This window comes from Streptomyces sp. ISL-12, assembly GCF_018614415.1.
GTDB lineage: Bacteria > Actinomycetota > Actinomycetes > Streptomycetales > Streptomycetaceae > Streptomyces.
In genome coordinates this window covers 58134-76125 of the sequence record NZ_JAGGOO010000130.1, presented here as the reverse complement: position 1 = coordinate 76125, position 17992 = coordinate 58134, and the positions used below count along the sequence as shown (strand labels likewise).

16 protein-coding genes and 1 pseudogene are annotated in these 17992 nt (G+C 73.7%); 10 read left to right on the top strand and 7 right to left on the bottom strand.

Features of this window, described 5'->3' with window-relative positions:
- The first annotated feature begins 149 nt into the window (after positions 1–149).
- Entirely contained in the window at positions 150–620 is a 471-nt protein-coding gene (locus J7I94_RS31295; protein WP_215172543.1) for a Dps family protein, read from the top strand.
- A gap of 45 nt (positions 621–665) precedes the next feature.
- Complete coding sequence (locus tag J7I94_RS38765; protein WP_251076004.1) at positions 666–983, top strand: hypothetical protein; 318 nt, start codon at positions 666–668, stop codon at positions 981–983.
- 12 nt (positions 984–995) lie between these two features.
- Here the strand turns inward: J7I94_RS38765 and J7I94_RS31290 are convergent, their stop codons facing one another.
- Both J7I94_RS31290 and J7I94_RS31285 read right to left on the bottom strand, forming a co-directional pair.
- Positions 996–1838: a DNA-formamidopyrimidine glycosylase family protein gene (locus tag J7I94_RS31290; protein ID WP_215172526.1), complete on the bottom strand. Its 843-nt coding sequence runs from the start codon at positions 1836–1838 to the stop codon at positions 996–998.
- Positions 1839–1925: 87 nt separating this feature from the next.
- The gene (locus J7I94_RS31285; protein WP_215172524.1) at positions 1926–6950 is read right to left on the bottom strand and encodes an ATP-dependent helicase; all 5025 of its coding nucleotides are present in this window, start codon (positions 6948–6950) and stop codon (positions 1926–1928) included.
- 285 nt (positions 6951–7235) lie between these two features.
- Here J7I94_RS31285 and J7I94_RS31280 point away from each other — a divergent pair, with 285 nt between their 5' ends.
- Genes J7I94_RS31280 through J7I94_RS31270 form a run of 3 tightly spaced genes read left to right on the top strand, consistent with a single transcriptional unit; the run spans position 7236 to position 9117 of the window.
- Complete coding sequence (locus J7I94_RS31280; RefSeq protein ID WP_215172522.1) at positions 7236–8075, top strand: AraC family transcriptional regulator; 840 nt, start codon at positions 7236–7238, stop codon at positions 8073–8075.
- 53 nt (positions 8076–8128) lie between these two features.
- Positions 8129–8812 carry an AzlC family ABC transporter permease gene (locus J7I94_RS31275; RefSeq protein WP_374198455.1) on the top strand — a complete coding sequence of 228 codons (684 nt, stop codon included), beginning with the start codon at positions 8129–8131 and terminating at the stop codon, positions 8810–8812.
- The gene (locus J7I94_RS31270; protein WP_215172518.1) at positions 8809–9117 is read left to right on the top strand and encodes an AzlD domain-containing protein; all 309 of its coding nucleotides are present in this window, start codon (positions 8809–8811) and stop codon (positions 9115–9117) included. The genes J7I94_RS31275 and J7I94_RS31270 overlap by 4 nt, the downstream gene beginning before the upstream one ends.
- A 12-nt stretch (positions 9118–9129) precedes the next feature.
- Here J7I94_RS31270 and J7I94_RS31265 read toward each other — a convergent pair whose 3' ends face one another.
- Positions 9130–9984 (bottom strand): hypothetical protein, encoded by an 855-nt coding sequence (locus J7I94_RS31265; protein WP_215172516.1) that lies wholly within the window; start codon positions 9982–9984, stop codon positions 9130–9132.
- A gap of 79 nt (positions 9985–10063) precedes the next feature.
- Here J7I94_RS31265 and J7I94_RS31260 point away from each other — a divergent pair, with 79 nt between their 5' ends.
- The 5 genes and pseudogenes from J7I94_RS31260 (at position 10064) to recX (ending at position 14517) form a co-directional block, all read left to right on the top strand.
- Complete coding sequence (locus J7I94_RS31260) at positions 10064–10258, top strand: DUF3046 domain-containing protein (RefSeq protein ID WP_215172514.1); 195 nt, start codon at positions 10064–10066, stop codon at positions 10256–10258.
- Positions 10259–10318: 60 nt separating this feature from the next.
- Complete coding sequence (locus tag J7I94_RS31255) at positions 10319–11569, top strand: AI-2E family transporter (protein ID WP_308114778.1); 1251 nt, start codon at positions 10319–10321, stop codon at positions 11567–11569.
- A gap of 64 nt (positions 11570–11633) precedes the next feature.
- Positions 11634–12038, top strand: a pseudogene (locus J7I94_RS38760) (LysE family translocator); the annotation flags it as partial.
- 298 nt (positions 12039–12336) lie between these two features.
- A complete protein-coding gene (gene recA / locus J7I94_RS31250; protein ID WP_215172512.1) occupies positions 12337–13461 on the top strand; it encodes a recombinase RecA in 1125 nt (374 codons plus the stop codon).
- A gap of 3 nt (positions 13462–13464) precedes the next feature.
- The gene (gene recX / locus J7I94_RS31245; RefSeq protein WP_215172510.1) at positions 13465–14517 is read left to right on the top strand and encodes a recombination regulator RecX; all 1053 of its coding nucleotides are present in this window, start codon (positions 13465–13467) and stop codon (positions 14515–14517) included.
- 206 nt (positions 14518–14723) lie between these two features.
- Here recX and J7I94_RS31240 read toward each other — a convergent pair whose 3' ends face one another.
- The 4 genes from J7I94_RS31240 to J7I94_RS31230 all read right to left on the bottom strand — a co-directional run bounded on the left by J7I94_RS31240 (position 14724) and on the right by J7I94_RS31230 (position 17736).
- Complete coding sequence (locus J7I94_RS31240) at positions 14724–15122, bottom strand: rhodanese-like domain-containing protein (protein WP_308114779.1); 399 nt, start codon at positions 15120–15122, stop codon at positions 14724–14726.
- 185 nt (positions 15123–15307) lie between these two features.
- The gene (locus J7I94_RS31235; RefSeq protein ID WP_215172509.1) at positions 15308–15868 is read right to left on the bottom strand and encodes a cysteine dioxygenase; all 561 of its coding nucleotides are present in this window, start codon (positions 15866–15868) and stop codon (positions 15308–15310) included.
- A gap of 72 nt (positions 15869–15940) precedes the next feature.
- Positions 15941–16027, bottom strand: coding sequence for a putative leader peptide (locus J7I94_RS39610; RefSeq protein WP_374198456.1), 87 nt, complete (start codon positions 16025–16027; stop codon positions 15941–15943).
- 80 nt (positions 16028–16107) lie between these two features.
- A complete protein-coding gene (locus J7I94_RS31230) occupies positions 16108–17736 on the bottom strand; it encodes an FAD-dependent monooxygenase (RefSeq protein ID WP_215172507.1) in 1629 nt (542 codons plus the stop codon).
- Between the last annotated feature and the right edge of the window lie 256 nt (positions 17737–17992).

Here is a 17992-nt window from a genome sequence, read left to right as displayed (position 1 = left end):
CGGGTGGTGGGCGCGGCGGTCGGGTGGTGGGCGGGTGGTGGGTGCGCTGGGTGGTCGTCGTGCGGGTGCGTTTGCCGGTGATGGGTGCTGAGGTCATCGTGGAGGGACATGGCGGGGGCAGTGGACGGGGGCAGCCCACGGAGGTGCGGATGTACGTCGTGAAGAGCCCGTTGTCGGGCGCGGACCTGAAGACCGTGTCGGAGGCGCTGCAGGGCGCCCTGGTCGACCTGGTGGATCTGGCCCTGGTGGCGAAGCAGATCCACTGGAACGTGGTGGGGCCGCGCTTCCGGTCCGTGCACCTTCAGCTCGACGAGGTCGTCAGCACCGCCCGTACACACTCCGACACGGTGGCGGAGCGTGCGGCCGCGCTGGGCGTCCCGCCCGACGGGCGCGCCGCGACCGTGGCCGTCGGCAGCGGAATCGGGGTGACGCCGGAGGGCTGGGTCGACGACTCGGCGGCGGTGGGCGCGATCGTGGTGGCGTTGGGCGCCGTGATCGGACGGATGAGGGAGCGGATCGCGGCCACCGGTGACCCGGATCCCGTGTCCCAGGATCTCTTCATCCAGGTCACCGCCGACCTGGAGAAGCAGCACTGGATGTTCCAGGCCGAGAACGGGTGAGGCCGGTCCTTCCGGGGCGTACACGGGGCCTGGAGGTGACGGAGCATGCCGGGACGAATAGTGCGCCGGGGGGCTGCGCTGGGACTGGGAGCGGTGTGGTGGTGGGCGGTGCTGCGGCTGACGCTGACGTCCGACGCCGGCGTGCTGGAAGGAGCGGTCGCCGCCTCGGGGTGGGGGCTGAGTGTGCTGCCGGTGCACTGTGTGGCGCGGCGGAGGGCGGAGGGGGCGGTTCCGGCGGGGCGATGGCGCTGGGCCTGGCGGGAGTGGCGGGAGGGTGGGGGCGGCGGCGGGCGCGGCAATGGACGCGGTGGCGTAGACGGGCGCGGGGGCGGCGGCGGTGGCGTTGCGGGGCGTTCGCCTTGACCGGAGCGGCTGTCACCTGCGGGTGCGGGAGCTGTGGCGGCGGGTGGCCGGGGACGCGGGGGATGGGGCCGGGCCCCGCTGGCAGGTGGGGCACCAGTAGGTCGGGCGGTCGCGGGAGCCGTCGCCCTGGTCGGCCACTCGGATCGAGGTGCCGCAGCGCAGGCACGGGCGGGGCGTGCGGCCGTACACGAACAGGTCCGGGTTACGGCGGCCCGTGGTGTTGCGGACCGGGCGGTCGCGGTTCGCCGCCAGGAGCCGTACGGCGAGGGCGGGCAGGGCGGCGGCGCGGTCGGCGGGCAGGTCGCCGACGGGCAGCCACGGGGTGACGCCGAGCAGGAAGCACAGCTCGCTCTTGTACACGTTGCCGATGCCGGCCAGGTTGCGCTGGTCGAGCAGGGCGTCGCCGAGCGGACGGGCGGGGTCCGCGAGCAGGTTGGCCAGGGCCCGGTCGGGGTTCCAGTCGGGGCCCAGCAGGTCGGGGCCCAGGTGGCCGACGGCCCGGTCCTCGTCGGCGGTACGGAGGAGTTCCAGGACCGGGAGGCGGTAGCCGACGGCGGTGCGGTCGGCGGTGCCGAGCACCACGCGGATCTGGTGGGCGGGGCCGCCGGTCCAGCGCCGGCCGGGGGCGTACACCTTCCAGGCGCCGTCCATCCGCAGGTGCGAGTGGAGGGTGAGGCCGCCCTCGATGCGGGTGAGCAGGTGCTTACCGCGCGGGGTGACGTCCAGGACCGTACGGCCGGTGAGGTCGACGGTGGCGTACTGGGGGACGCGGAAGTCGGTGACGGTCAGCACTTTGCCCGCGAGGGCGTCGTGCAGCCGCTTGGTGGCCTGCCAGACCGTGTCTCCTTCGGGCATGGGTCAAGGGTGGCACGGGGAGTACGCGGCGGGGCGCGTGTGCCGGGCGTGCGCAGGGGGGTGCGCGCCGAGGCGTGCGGCTTTGCCTCATGCCCGGATCCGCAGACCCCGGGGGGTGGCGATGAACCCCGCTTCTTCCAGGAGGTCGCCGAACGGGGAGGTCAGCGCGGCGGTGCCGTTGATCCGCTCCACGGTGACCGTGCCGACGGAGCCATCGCGCGCGGCGGTCGCGAGCGCCTCGGTGGCCGTCCGCAGCCGGGCGTCGTCGGTGGCCGGGGTGTCGTGATCGGCGGGCCAGGCCAGCAGGGTCTTGCCCCCACGCTCCATGTAAAGGGCCAGCTCCCCGTCGACGAGCACCACCAGGGAGCCCGCCTTGCGGCCCGGCTTGTGCCCGGCGCCGGTCGGGGGCTCGGGCCACGGGAGCGCCGCGCCGTACGCGTTGGCCGGGTCGGCGGCGGCCAGGACGGCGGCGCGGGAGGCCGGGGTGGCGGGACGGTCACGGCGACCGGGGCGGCCGGGGGCGCCGGAGTGCCCGGGATGCCCAGGGGGGCCGGGGTGCCGGGGGCGCGCGGGACTGTGGGAGCCGCGGGGGAATCCGTCGCCGTAGGGGCTGCCGGCACCGCGGGGGCGGCCGGCGTCTGGGGGAGCGTGGTCGCCGTAGGCGTCGTAGGCCTCATAGCCCCCGTGGCCGCCTGCCGGGGCCGGGGCGGCGAAGTCGGTGTCGAGGGCGGGGAAGGGGTCGCCCGGGCGCGGGGACGCGCCGTTGGACCAGTCGGGCTCTCCGGTGGCTTCCGGGGCCGTGCGGGGCCCGGCGCTGTGCTGGGGCGGGAAGCCGTCGGAGGGACGTCCGCCGCCGGGCCGGCCGTCGCCGCGCTCGCGGGCGCTCGCGACCGCGCGGAGCCGGTCCACGGCGCCGTCCATCGCGAACTGGGCCGCGCCCAGCCCCTCCACCACGTAGCCGCGCCTGGCCTGGCCGCTCTCCTCGAAGACCGACAGCACCCGGTACGTCGCCGAGAAACCGCCCTCGACGCCCTCCGCCGCGACGGCGCCCCGGGTCACCACGCCGTGCCGGTCGAGCAGGGTGCGGGCCAGTGCGTGGGCCCGCACCGTGGGGTCGGCCTCCTGGGCGGGCAGCAGCGACCAGCGGCCCGCGACGGTCGGAGGGCCCGTACGGGAGGCGGGGCGGGCGGCGGCCGTGAGGGAGCCGTAGCGCCCGCGGGGGACTCCGCGTCTGGCGCGGTGCGCCGTGGAGCCCGCGGTGCGGCCCGAGCCGAGGTAGGAGCGCAGGGGAGCGAGCGTGTCGTTGGTCAGCAGACCGGACCAGGCCAGGTCCCACAGGGCGTCGGCGAGCTGCGGGTCGGTCGCCTCCGGGTGGGTCGTCGCCCGGACCTGGTCGGCGATCTGCCGGAAGAAGAGTCCGTAGCCGCCGGAGAGGGCGTCCAGGACGGACTGGTGGAGGGCCGTCGTCTCCAGGGGGTGCGGTGGGGGCAGGAGGAGCGGGGCCGCGTCGGCGAGGTAGAGGGAGAGCCAGCCGTCCTTGCCGGGGAGTGAGCCGGCCCCCGCCCACACCACCTCGCCGGCGGCGGTCAGCTCGTCGAGCATCGCGGGGCTGTAGTCGGCCACCCGGGACGGAAGGACCAGCTTCTCCAGCGCGGAGGCCGGGACCGAGGCGCCTTGCAGTTGTTCGACCGCGCGCACCAGGCCGTCGATGCCGCGCAGGGTGTGGCCCTTGCCGATGTGCTGCCACTGGGGGAGGAACTGGGCCAGCGCGGGCGGCGGCACCGGCTCCAGCTCGTGCCGCAGCGCGGCCAGGGAACGGCGGCGCAGGCGGCGCAGTACGGCCGCGTCGCACCACTCCTGGCCGATGCCGGCCGGATGGAACTCGCCCTGGACGACCCGGCCCGCCGCCGTCAGCCGTTGCAGCGCGCCGTCGGTGACGGCCACGCCGAGACCGAAGCGGGCGGCGGCCGTGGCCGATGTGAACGGGCCGTGGGTGCGGGCGTAGCGCGCCAGGAGGTCACCGAGTGGGTCCTTCACCGGTTCGGTGAACGCCTCGGGGACACCGACGGGGAGCGCTGTGCCGAGCGCGTCGCGCAGCCGGCCCGCGTCCTCGATCGCCGCCCAGTGGTCGGCGCCCGCGATCCGGACCTTGAGGGCGCGGCGGGCGGCGGCCAGCTCCTGGGCCCACTGCGGTTCGGCGCCGCGTGCGGCCAGTTCGGTGTCCTTGAGCGGGCCGAGGACTCGTAGGAGGTCCGCGACGCCCTCCACGTCCTTGACACGACGGTCTTCGGTCAGCCACTGCAGCTCTTGTTCCAGCTCGGTCAGCACCTCGGCGTCCAGCAGCTCGCGCAGTTCCGCCTGGCCGAGCAGCTCGGCCAGCAGCCGGGAGTCCAGGGAGAGCGCGGCGGCGCGGCGCTCGGCGAGCGGCGAGTCACCCTCGTAGAGGAACTGGGCCACGTAGCCGAACAGGAGGGAGCGGGCGAAGGGGGAGGGCTCCGGTGTCGTGACCTCGACCAGACGGACCTTGCGGGATTCCACGTCGCCCATCAGCTCGACGAGTCCGGGGACGTCGAACACGTCCTGGAGGCACTCGCGGACCGCCTCCAGCACGATCGGGAACGAGCCGAACTTGCTCGCCACCTCCAGGAGCTGGGACGCCCGCTGGCGCTGCTGCCACAGGGGGGTGCGCTTGCCGGGGTTGCGGCGTGGCAGCAGGAGGGCGCGGGCCGCGCACTCGCGGAACCGGGAGGCGAACAGGGCCGAGCCGCCGACCTGGTCGGTGACGATCTGGTCGACCTCGCCCTTGTCGAAGAGGATGTCCGCGGCGCCTACGGGAGCCTGGTCGGCGTCGTACTCGGTGCCTGCCTTGCGCGGTTCCTGATCGAGCAGGTCCAGGCCCATCAGATCGGCGTCCGGCAGGCGCAGCACGATGCCGTCGTCGGCGTGCATGACCTGCGCGTCCATGCCGTACCGCTCGGACAGGCGGGCGCCGAGGGCCAGCGCCCAGGGGGCGTGGACCTGGGCACCGAAGGGGGAGTGGACCACGACCCGCCAGTCGCCCAGCTCGTCGCGGAAGCGTTCGACCACGATGGTGCGGTCGTCGGGGATGTGGCCGCAGGCCTCGCGCTGCTCGCCGAGGTAGGTGAGGACGTTGGCCGCGGCGCGGTCGTCCAGGCCGGCGGCGAGCAAACGCAGCCGGGCGTCCTCCGCGGTGAGCGAGCCGACCTCGCGGAGGAAGGCGCCCAGGGCCCGGCCCAGCTCCAGCGGGCGGCCCAGCTGGTCGCCCTTCCAGAAGGGCAGCCGGCCCGGTACACCGGGGGCCGGGGAGACCAGGACCCGGTCGCGCGTGATGTCCTCGATGCGCCAGGAGCTGGTGCCGAGTGTGAAGACGTCCCCCACGCGGGACTCGTACACCATCTCCTCGTCCAGCTCGCCGACCCGGCCGCCACCCTTCTTCGGGTCGGCTCCGGCGAGGAACACGCCGAAGAGCCCGCGGTCGGGGATCGTGCCGCCCGAGGTGACGGCGAGGCGCTGGGCGCCGGGGCGGCCGGTGACAGTACCGGCGACCCGGTCCCAGACCACGCGCGGGCGCAGCTCGGCGAAGGCGTCGGACGGGTAGCGGCCCGCGAGCATGTCCAGGACCGCGGTGAACGCCGACTCCGGCAGCGAGGCGAAGGGGGCGGCCCGGCGGACCGTGGCGAGCAGGTCGTCGACCTGCCAGGTGTCCAGGGCCGTCATCGCCACGAGCTGCTGGGCGAGGACGTCCAGGGGGTTCGCGGGGATCTTGAGGGACTCGATGGCGCCGGTGCGCATCCGCTCGGTGACCACGGCGGCCTGGACGAGGTCGCCGCGGTACTTCGGGAAGACCACGCCCGTGGAGACGGCGCCGACCTGGTGGCCGGCACGCCCGACGCGCTGGAGGCCGGAGGCGACGGACGGGGGCGACTCGACCTGGATCACGAGGTCGACCGCGCCCATGTCGATGCCGAGCTCCAGGCTGGAGGTGGCGACCACGGCGGGCAGGCGGCCCGCCTTGAGGTCCTCCTCGACCTGGGAGCGCTGCTCCTTGGAGACCGAGCCGTGGTGGGCGCGGGCGATCACGGGCGGGGCGCCCTGGGCGGCGCCCGAGCCGCCCATCAGCTCGGCGGGGGAGTGGTGCTCGTCCAGGGGGACGCCGGTTTCCCGTTCGTAGGCGATCTCGTTGAGTCTGTTGCACAGGCGTTCCGCCAGACGGCGGGAGTTCGCGAAGACGATGGTGGAGCGGTGGGACTGGACGAGGTCCGTGATCCGCTCCTCGACGTGCGGCCAGATCGAGGGGCGTTCCGCGCCGTCGTTGCCGTCGGAGACCGGGGAGCCGCCCAGCTCGCCCAGGTCGTCGACCGGGACGACCACGGAGAGGTCGAACTCCTTGCCGGACGGGGGCTGGACGACTTCGGCCTTGCGGCGCGGGGAGAGGAAGCGTGCGACCTCGTCGACGGGGCGGACCGTGGCGGAGAGGCCGATGCGGCGGGCGGGGCGGGGGAGCAGCTCGTCGAGCCGCTCCAGGGAGAGCGCCAGGTGGGCGCCGCGCTTGGTGCCGGCGACCGCGTGCACCTCGTCGAGGATCACCGTCTCCACGCCGGTCAGGGCGTCGCGGGTGGCCGACGTCAGCATCAGGAAGAGGGACTCGGGGGTGGTGATCAGGATGTCCGGGGGGCGGGTGGACAGCGCGCGGCGTTCGGCGGCCGGGGTGTCGCCGGAGCGGATGCCGACCTTGACCTCGGGTTCGGGCAGGCCCAGGCGGACGGATTCCTGGCGGATGCCGGTCAGCGGGCTGCGGAGGTTGCGTTCCACGTCGACGGCGAGGGCCTTGAGGGGGGAGACGTAGAGGACGCGGCAGCGCTTCTTCGGGTCGGCGGGCGGGGGTGTCGAGGCCAGCTGGTCCAGGGCGGCGAGGAAGGCGGCCAGGGTCTTGCCGGAGCCGGTGGGGGCGACGACCAGCACGTCCGAGCCCTCTCCGATGGCCTTCCACGCGCCTGCCTGGGCGGCAGTGGGCGCGGAGAAGGCCCCCGTGAACCAACCGCGGGTCGCGGGGGAGAAGCCGTCCAGGGCTCGGTGTGCGGAGCTGACCATGCGTCCATCGTGCACCCGGGCACTGACAATCGGGCCGGACGCGAGTGCCTGCGGCGTCTGTGCGGGCTCGGTGGGGGTGCGCGTAGCGCCCAGGGTGCGGTGCGTGGTCGGGGCCGGGGTGGGGGTGTCCGTCCTCGGAACGGTGCGGAATCGGTCGGTTACGGGGGTGGAGCGGATGGACGCGCCAATCGCTGTGGGCGGACACCCACCCCGTCCCCTGCGCGCCGTACGCGTACGCGGGTGCGGGTGCGGGTGCGTTACGCCACGGGTGAGGAGAATGGGCGCATGGGACACGGCGAGCGGGCGCGGCACTGGCGGTTCGCCGCGTTGCCCGGTGTCGATCTGCTGCGGGCCCGGTACATACGGCAGACGTTCGTGCGGCACACGCACGAGCACTTCGTCATCGCGGCCATCTACGGCGGGGTGGAGGTCTTCCACCACGGCGGGGGCGATGTGTACGCGGGGGCCGGCGATCTCGCGCTGGTCAATCCGGACACTCCGCACACCGGTCGGGCGGGGGTGCCGGAGGGGTGGCGGTACGGGGCTGTGTATCCGTCGCCGGAGGTGGTGGCGGCGATCGCCGGGGAGACCACCACGTTGCGGGGGACGCCCGGGTTCGTCCGGCCGGTGGTGAGTGATCCGTACACCGTGGAACTGGTACGGCGGGTGCTGCGGGCCGCCGACGAGGGGGAGGCGCTGGCCGCCGACACGCTGCTGCGGGTGGCCGTGACCCGGTTGCTGCGGCTGAACGGCGGGACGCTGCCCGGGCGGGAAGTACGGTCGGCGGGGGCGCGGGTCGCGGCACGCGCGCGTGGCGTGCTGGAGGAGCGGATGGCCGATCCGCCTGGTCTCGAGGCGCTGGCCGCGGGGCTGGGGACCGGGCCGTTCGCGTTGCTGCGGGCCTTCCGGGACGCCTATGGCATGCCGCCGCACACCTGGCTGACGGATGCCCGGGTACGTCGTGCGCGGCGGCTGCTGGACGCCGGGACCGCCCCGGCCGAGGTGGCGGCCTTGGTGGGGTTCACGGACCAGCCGCATCTGAACCGGCACTTCACGCGGATCGTGGGCGTTCCGCCAGGGGCCTATCAGCGTGAGCGCAAGAACGTACAAGACGCTCGGTGGTGACCGGTCCTACCGTCCGGGGCGTGGCAGCGGAACAGTCGGTAGTTCAAGACAGTGTGAGGAAGCCCGACGCGGCCGTCGTGCGGGACGCGTTGGGTGTCGGCGTCGCGGTGGGTCTGTCCGGGTTCGCCTTCGGGGTGACCTCGGCGGGTGGCGGGCTCAGCCTGGCGCAGACCTGCGCGCTCAGCCTTCTGGTGTTCACCGGGGCGTCCCAGTTCGCGCTCGTGGGGGCGCTCGCGGCCGGTGGGAACCCCTTCACGGCCGCGGCCGGGGCTTTCTTCCTGGGCGTGCGCAACGCCTTCTACGGGCTGCGACTGTCGCAGTTGCTGGCCCTGCCGCGGGCGGTGCGGCCGTTCGCCGCGCAGTGGGTCATCGACGAGACGGCCGCGGTGGCGCTGGCCCAGCCGACGCGGCGGGCGGTGCGGATCGGGTTCACGGTCACGGGCCTCAGCCTCTACGTGCTGTGGAACCTCACCACGTTGCTGGGCGCGCTCGGGGCGGAGGCCATCGGGGACACCGATGCCTGGGGCCTCGACGCGGCCGGGCCCGCGGTGTTCCTGGCGCTGCTCGCCCCGATGCTGAAGACCCCGGTCGAACGGGCGGTCGCCGGGCTGGCGGTGGTGCTGGGGCTCGGCCTGCTGCCGGTGCTGCCGGCCGGGACGCCGGTGCTGGCCGCGGCGCTGGCCGCGCCGGCCGTCCTGTGGGCGCGGGGGCGTCGCGGGCGGGAGGACGCGCGGTGAGCGTCTGGATCGCGATCGGCTTGACCACGCTGGGGTGCTACGCGGTCAAGCTCGTCGGGCTGCTGGTGCCCGCGGGCGCCCTGCAGCGGCCCGTGGTGCGCCGGCTGGCCGCTCTGCTTCCCGTCGCCCTGCTCGCCGCTCTCACGGCGCAGCAGACCTTCGCCGACGGGCGGGTGCTCGTGCTGGACGCGCGGGCCGCGGGGGTCGCTGCGGCGGCCGTCGCGCTGGTCCTGCGCGCGCCGTTTCTGCTGGTCGTCGGTGCGGCGGTGGCGGTGACCGCCGGGGTGCGGGCCCTGAGCGGGTGAGCGGTATCCGGGTCAGGTGACGGGGCGGCCGTGGGCCTGGAGGGTGCGCAGGGCGCTGATGGTCGCCCCGGGGCGGGCCTCCAGGGCGGCGGCCGGTGTCAAGCCGGGCCGGTGGACCGGCCAGCCGCCGTCGGCCTCCTGCGCGGACGCGAGGAAGTCCAGGGAACGCGCCATCTCGTCGTCGGTGAACCACGCGCGCGCGAGGGAGCGCGGAGTGCGGGCGTAGTCGTGCGGGAGGAGGCGCGGCTCGCCGGGCGGGCGGCGGGAGTCCGGGTCCAGTACCGCCAGGTGGTGCTCGCGCAGCAGGCGGCCCAGGCGGTCGGCGGTCGCCTCCGCGCGCGGGCGGTCGGGTACGGAGTCCAGGAAGGCCACCGCCGCCTGGATCTCGTAGGGGTCCCGGGCGCGCAGCGACTCGGTCCTGAGCCAGCAGAATTCGGTGGCCCGGAAGAGCCAGGCGTGCCACACCCCGTTGCGGTGCAGCAGGCCGACCGCCGGGCCGGTGGCGGTCAGTGCGCCGGGCAGGGCGCCGTCCGGGGTGGAGACGGACGTCAGGTAGCGGCACGTGTGCTCGATGTGCGGTCCGGTGCGGCGTCCGACGGCGTCCAGGACGCGCAACGCGTACACGGTGTGCGGCACTTGGCTGCCCGGACCGCGCAGCGTGGGTTCCAGTGCGTGGCCGTACCCGCCGTCCGGGTTGCGGTAGGCGTCGAGCGCCGTCTCCACCGGGGCCGCGCCGGCAGCCCGGAAGTGGTACGCGAACAGGTGTTGTTCCAGCACGCGCGCGGTGAGCCACACGAACTGCTCGGCGCGGGCCAGCGGGGAGCGTGCCGTGGGCGTCGGGGGGAGCGGGACTGCGGTTTCGGCCATGCGACAGACCGTAGGGCGGAAAGCGGTGCCGGCAGGTGCCGTGGGAAGGGTCCGCACCCGGGGGCGGGATACTGGGGGCATGCGGTTGACGGTCTTCTGGCAGCGGATGGCGGAACACTTCGGTTCGGGCTACTCCGACACCTTCGCGCGCGACCACGTGATGGCGGAGCTGGGCGGGCGCACGGTGAACGAGGCGCTGAACGCCGGCTGGGACGCCAAGGACGTGTGGCAGGTGGTCTGCGAGGTCATGGACGTGCCACAGGAGAAGCGCTGAATCGTCACGAAGATCGCCGGACGGCATCCGGCTGTCGGTGGCATGGGCGAAACTGGGGCCGTGGCATCCACTGACGAGACCGGGCGGGAAACCCCGCACTCATCCCCGTCCGGCCCGACGCCGCCCGCCGGGCCCCCGGCCGGCCCCGCCGGGCCGGCCGCCCGCATGCCGCGCTGGCTGCCCAGGGCCATGGTGCTGGCCCTCACGCTCTACGCCGTCTTCCAGTTGAGCAGTTGGGCCTTCCACCAGCTCACCGGGCTGCTGATCAACGTCCTCATCGCGTTCTTCCTGGCGCTGGCCATCGAGCCCGCGGTGAGCTGGATGGCCGCGCGCGGCCTGCGCCGGGGACTGGCCACCTTCCTCGTCTTCATCGCGGTACTGATCGCCGCGGCGGGGTTCGTCACGCTGCTCGGTTCCATGCTCGCCGGGCAGATCGTCAAGATGGTCGAGGACTTCCCCGAGTACCTCGACTCCGTCATCAACTGGATCAACGGCCACTTCCACACCGAGCTGAGACGGGTCGACATCCAGGAGGGCCTGCTCCGCTCCGACTGGCTGCGCAACTATGTGCAGAACAGCGCCACCGGGGTCCTGGACGTGTCCGCCCAGGTGCTCGGCGGGCTCTTCCAACTGCTGACGATCACCCTGTTCGCGTTCTACTTCGCCGCCGACGGCCCACGGCTGCGCCGCGCGCTCTGCTCCGTCCTGCCGCCCGCGCGGCAGGCCGAGGTGCTGCGCGCGTGGGAGATCGCCGTGGACAAGACCGGCGGTTATCTGTACTCGCGCGGTCTGATGGCGCTGATCTCCGGCATAGCGCACTACGTCCTGCTGGAGATCCTGGAGGTGCCCTACGCGCCCGCGCTCGCCGTGTGGGTGGGGCTGGTGTCGCAGTTCATCCCGACCATCGGCACCTACCTCGCTGGTGCCCTGCCGATGCTGATCGCCTTCACGGTCAATCCCTGGTACGCGCTGTGGGTGCTGGGCTTCGTGGTGATCTACCAGCAGTTCGAGAACTACGTGCTGCAGCCCAAGCTGACCTCGAAGACCGTCGACATCCATCCCGCGGTCGCCTTCGGCTCGGTCGTCGCGGGCACCGCGCTCCTCGGCGCCGTCGGCGCCCTGATCGCCATTCCGGCGGTCGCCACGCTCCAGGCGTTCGTGGGGGCGTACATCAAGCGGTACGACGTCACGGACGACCCCCGTGTCCACGGGCGCCGGGGCCGGGGACCGGGGCCGGGAGCGGTCACGCGCGTGCGGCGGCTGTGGGCCAGGTGGTCGGCGGCGGGACGGCCAGGGAAGGGGTCTTCCTGAGCGGTCGGAGGGCTGCGGTGTAGCTGTCCTGTGCCATCGTCCTCTCGACTCGAAAGGACGGGCGATTCCGGGTGCGAGACCCGGTCCATGTGTGGTGACGAAACGATCCCTCGCGGTCGGCCGGCAGGACGGTCTGCGCACGGTCGGGGGCATCACGGCGGGACTGCTCATATGGGGCGCGCTCCCGTGGTGGGGCCGGCCGGCGTCCTGGCGGCGTCCAGCACGGCCTGCACCGTCGTCAAGCTCGCCGGTGCGGTGTACATCGGCTTCCTGGGCGTCCAAGCGCTGCTGGAGAGTCGGTGCAGCCGTTCGGTGAGCCCGGGGCCGGGCGCCCCGGCACCGGCCCCGGCCGGCAACCCCGTGGCGTACGGGACTGGTCAGCAGCGTCCTGAATCCGAAGATCGCCGTCTTCTGCGCGGGCCTCCTGTCCACGCTTGCGCCCTCCGGCTGCTCGCCGCATGCCGGGATGGCTCACGTAGGCGCCGAGCCAGACGAGCGTCAGGGCCGCGTGGACGAGGACCAGCAGGGCGCGCGTCCCGCTGGGGCGGCAGCCCTCCGCAGAGGTGCGTGGTGCGCTTGACACGAAAATCGAACATCCATTCTTATGGGGACGTCGGCGGGCACCCGCGGTGGGTGGTTCGTCTGGCTATGGACAGATATGCACCCGAGTTATCCACAGGTCGGACCTGCGTCGGGGCGCATTGTCAGTGGCAGGCGTTAGCGTCTTTGACGTGAAGCGATCGACTCAAGCAAATCGGGTGGAACCCATGGCAGGAACCGACCGCGAGAAGGCGCTGGACGCCGCTCTCGCACAGATTGAACGGCAATTCGGCAAGGGCGCGGTCATGCGCATGGGCGACCGCACCCAGGAGCCCATCGAGGTCATCCCGACCGGGTCGACCGCGCTCGACGTGGCCCTCGGCGTCGGCGGACTCCCGCGCGGCCGTGTCGTGGAGATCTACGGCCCCGAGTCCTCCGGCAAGACGACCCTGACCCTGCACGCGGTGGCGAACGCGCAGAAGGCCGGCGGCCAGGTCGCCTTCGTGGACGCGGAGCACGCCCTCGACCCCGAGTACGCCAAGAAGCTCGGCGTCGACATCGACAACCTGATTCTCTCCCAGCCGGACAACGGCGAGCAGGCCCTGGAGATCGTGGACATGCTGGTCCGCTCCGGCGCCCTCGACCTCATCGTCATCGACTCCGTCGCCGCGCTCGTCCCGCGTGCGGAGATCGAGGGCGAGATGGGCGACAGCCACGTCGGTCTGCAGGCCCGCCTGATGAGCCAGGCCCTGCGGAAGATCACCAGCGCGCTCAACCAGTCCAAGACCACCGCGATCTTCATCAACCAGCTCCGTGAGAAGATCGGCGTGATGTTCGGCTCCCCGGAGACCACGACGGGTGGCCGCGCGCTGAAGTTCTACGCCTCGGTGCGCATCGACATCCGGCGCATCGAGACGCTGAAGGACGGCACGGAGGCGGTCGGCAACCGCACCCGCTGCAAGGTCGTCAAGAACAAGGTCGCGCCCCCCTTCAAGCAGGCCGAGTTCGACATCCTGTACGGCCAGGGCATCAGCCGCGAGGGCGGCCTGATCGACATGGGCGTGGAGAACGGCTTTGTGCGCAAGGCCGGCGCCTGGTACACGTACGAGGGCGACCAGCTCGGGCAGGGCAAGGAGAACGCCCGTAACTTCCTGAAGGACAACCCCGACCTCGCCAACGAGATCGAGAAGAAGATCAAGGAGAAGCTGGGCGTGGGGGTGCGTCCCGAGGCGCCGGCCGCCGAGCCGGGCAAGGACGCCGTGGCCCCCGCCGATCCGGCCGCAGCGGCCACGACGGTGACGGCGCCCGCTGCCAAGGCCGCCAAGTCCAAGGCCGCGGCTGCCAAGAGCTGACCCGTGACGCGACGAACCGACTGGGCCGAGTACGACGCCTACCCGGCCACCCCGGCGCGTCGGCGTGGCCGGGGCGGACCGGGGGGACCGAGCGACGAGGGCTTCGCCGGGGCGGGCGAGGACGGATATGGATACGGCGATGACCTCGTGGCGGCGGCAGCCGACAGTACGGGGCGGGGGCACGGCCGCCCGTTTCCGTACGGTGAGCCGTCCCCGTATGACGGCCAGCCCCCATATGACGGACCGTCCCCGTACGGCGCCGAGGAGCCGTACGGGGAGTACGAGCCCGACGGGGGGCCCGGGTTCGACGGTGGTTATGCGCAGGGCGGGCCGTACGGGGACGGAGCGGAGGGCGGCGGGAGCCACGGCGGCGGTTCACGCGGAGTCGGCGGTGGGGCGCGTCGGGGCGGTGGCCGGGCACGGGCCCGGGGTACGGGCGGTTCCCGGGGGCGCCGTGCCCGCGACCGTGGTGACGGGCCCGCAGAGGACGGAGGCGCCACTTCCTCGTCGAGGGCCGAGAAGGGGGAGCCTCCGCGGGACCCGGTCGAGCAGGCACGGGCAATCTGCCTGCGCCTGCTCACCGGGACCCCGCGCACACGCAAGCAACTCGCCGACGCCCTGCGCAAGAAGGAGATCCCGGAGGACGCCGCGGAGGAGGTGCTGTCCCGGTTCGAGGAGGTCGGCCTGATCAACGACAGCGCCTTCGCTGACGCCTGGGTGGAGTCCCGGCACCACGGCCGGGGGCTGGCCCGGCGCGCGCTCGCCCGCGAGCTGCGGACCAAGGGCGTCGACTCCGCCCTCATCGACGAGGCGGTCTCCCAGCTCGACTCCGAGCAGGAGGAGGAGACCGCGCGGGAACTGGTCGCCCGGAAACTGCGCTCCACCCGCGGGCTCGACCGGGACAAGCGGCTGCGCCGGCTCGCGGGCATGCTGGCCCGCAAGGGCTACTCCGAGGGCATGGCCCTGAGGGTGGTTCGCCAGGCGCTGGAAGAGGAGGGCGAGGACACAGAGGTCCTCGGGGAATGGGACGGGGGCGGGGACACGACGTCGTTCTGACCGGGGTGGGTAGGGGGCCGGGGGAGGGGGACTCCCGACGCACGATCACCTGGTGGGCCGATCTCGACGCCGAGGGCCGGTCGACACCACCCGGGGGGCGTCGGCCGACCCCGCCCGTGCGGCGCCGGGGTCAAGGGCCGGGACAGTACTGCGGCCGTGATCCGGACACGGCTGATCACCAGGGGCCCGGCGGACACGGCATCGTTCTACTGCGAGTCCGGTGCCTGGACCGGTGGGTGCAGCACGGGCAGCCCCGCCGCCCGCCAGGCCTGGAAGCCACCGGTCAGATCGGTGGCCCGGAGCAGGCCCAGGCGGTGCAGGGACTCCGCCGCCAGGCTGGAGGCGTACCCCTCGTCGCAGAGCACGACGATCCGCAGGTCATGACCGGTGGCCTCGGGGACGCGGTGGCTGCCCCGGGGGTCCAGCCGCCACTCCAGTTCGTTGCGCTCGATCACGAGGGCGCCGGGGACCAGGCCGTCCCGCTCGCGCAGTGCGGCGTACCGGATGTCGATCAGGAGTGCCTCGCCCGCCTCGGCGGCCCGGTGTGCCTCGCGCGGCCCGATCCGCTCGTAGCCCTGACGCACCTGCTCCAGCAGGGTGTCGATCCCGACGGGTCTGTCGGCCCCGACGGGTCCGTTGGCCCCGGCCGGTCCGTTGGCCCCGACGGGTCCGTTGGCCCCGGCCGGTCCGTGGGTCCCCACCAAGCCCTCGTCCTCCACCGGCCCGCCGCCCCCGACCGGCCCGTCATCCGCCACCAGCCCCTCGATCCCCTCGCGCCCGTCCAGGCCGCTCACTGCCAGTCCTCCGGGCGTTCGACCTGCTCCAGACGGAGGACGGGGCCGGTGCGGCTGTAGCGGCGCATCAGCGGCAGCGGCGGGTAGTAGGCGTGGACCGAGACGGCGTGCTGGTCCGGGGAGTCGTTGAGCACCTCGTGCACATGGTGCCGGCCGAAGGCACGCCCCTGCCCGGCCGACAGCCGGCGCTCCCGGTCCACGCCGTCGGCCAGCTCCAGGGTGCGCCAGGCGTGGGTGGGCAGCCGGGCGGCGAGCGCGTTCTCCGCGAGCTCGCCGGCCGCGGTCACGAACGCGCCCACCGAGTCGGCGTGGTCGTGCCAGCCGGTGCCGGTGCCGGGCGGCCAGCCGATCAGCCACGCCTCACTGCCGGCCGGCCCCTCCAGCCGTACCCAGGTACGGCCCTGGGGGTCCAGCGGGAGCGAGGCGATGAGCGTGGTGTCGGCGGCGGCGCGCCGTGCGAAGGCGAGGAGATCCGCCTGGGTGGGCGCCGCGACACGGGCGGGCGAAGGGCTGGCGGAAGAGGGGGAAGACGGGAGGGAAGGGAACGAGACAGACACGGTTACCGTCCGGGAGTTCGCGGGAGCGCGCGGCGGCGTGCGAAACGGCGCGCGCAGGAGAAGGAGGCGAATTCAGCAGGGCGGACGACACACGCAGCCTGCGTAGCGGACGAGGTCCATATGGACCCTCCGCCACAGGCGCACGTCGGTGTCGGTCATGGTCCGGAGTACACCATGACCGCGCGGACCGGTCAACTCACCGTCACCACGCGGACGGTGCGGTGACGGTGAGTGGTGCCTCAGCCGGAGGCCGCCGACGCCTGGGGCGCGGATGCCGAGGCCGATGCCGACGCCGCAGGCCGTGCCGCCCCGCCCAGCGCCGCCTCGGCCGCCGTGTACAGGTCGGCCGGGCGGACCCCGTTCAACGCCGTGACCAGGTGGCCGTCGGGCCGCACCAGCAGCACGGTGTGGGCGCCGGCGCCCGGATAGCTCTCGGCGACCAGTAGCTCAGCGCGGTACGGCAGCGCGGTCACCGCCGCCGCCAGCCGGGGCATGATGCCGGCGGTCACCCAGTGCCTGCGCTCCCACACACCGGTACCCGGCGCGACCAGCACCACCAGCAGCGCCCCGCGCCCCAGCCGGTCCCGCAGCCGGACGAAGGTGCCGTCCTCCGCGGTCACCCGTACGTCGCTGACCTGCTCGCCCGGTGCCGTACCGACCGCGATCTCCCCGTCGAGGTGCGGAGGTGCGAGCGGCGAATCGGTGTACGCCCCCGGCGCACCGAGCGTTCCGCGCCCCAAGTGACCGTCCGTGAGCAATGCGTCGTGACCCCGGGACGAGCCGGGGACGTACCCGCGCAGTCCGCCACCGCCGCGCAGCAGAGGCAGGGCCTGGTCGGCGGCCCGCAGCCGTGCGACGATCGCCGTGCGCCGCTCCGCCTGGTAGCTGTCGAGGAGCGCCTCGTTCGGCCCGTGGTGCCAGGCCAGCGCCAGTTTCCAGGCCAGGTTGTCGGCGTCCCGCAGCCCCTCGTCGAGCCCCTGGGTGCCCAGCGCGCCGAGCAGGTGTGCCGCGTCCCCGGCGAGCAGCACGCGGCCGGCGCGCCAGCGGCGGGCCAGTCGGTGGTGGACGATGTGGACGCCGGTGTCGAGGAGTTCGTACGCCGGCGCGGTCCCGCCGTGCCAGCCGGCGAGGGTCTCCCGGACGCGGGTGACCAGCAGTTCCGGCGTGACCAGGTCCTTGCCCGGCGGCAGCAGCCAGTCCAGGCGCCACACCCCGTCGGGCAGGGGACGGCCGGTGATCTCGCCGGCCGACGGGCCCGACGTACGCCACGGCGGCGACCGGTGGAGCAACGCTTCTTCACCCCACGGCAGCTCGGTGCGCAGGGCGGCGACGGCGTGCCGTTCCACCGCGGTGCGGCCGGGGAAGCGGATGTCCTGGAGTTTGCGCACGGTGGAGCGGGGGCCGTCGCAGCCGACCAGGTAACTGCCGCGCCACCAGGTGCCCTTGGGGCCGCGGGTGTGGGCGGTGACCCCGGAGGGCTCCTGCTCCACGGCGTCCACGCGGCTGTCCACGGCGATCTTCACGTGGGACTCGCGGGCCAGGGCCGTGCGCAGCGCGCCGGTCAGCAGGTGCTGGGCGATGTGCAGCGGGGCCGGATCGGTGTCGCCGAAGGTGATCTCGCGCGTCACCTGCCTGCGCCGCATCGACCGCCATCCGGCCCAACGGAATCCGGCCCGGTCGAGCGGCGCGCCCGTGAGCCGTTCCAGGAGGGCGACGGTGTCCTCGGGCAGGACGACGGTGCGCGCGGGGCGGGGTTCGTCCTTGCCCGGTCCCTCGTCGAGGACGACGCAGGGCACCTCCTGCCGGGCCAGGGCCAGGGCGAGCGTGAGCCCGACGGGCCCCGCTCCGACGATGATCACCGGGTCCACGGCGCGGCGCCCCCTGCCCGCTGCGGTGTCCGCGGGGACACAGGTGAACAGGACATTGGAGCAGGGTGCACGATCACAGAACGTATGCAACCCATTGCCGGTGTCCCCGTCAAGCGACGGAGGCAGTGGCGATCATGCCACTGCCTCCGTATCGGCCATGCCGATGATCGTACTGGTGGTCGCACCGAAATCCGCACTGACAGCCGCACTGACGGTCGTGCCGACCGTACTGACGGCTGTACCGGTCGTACCGACG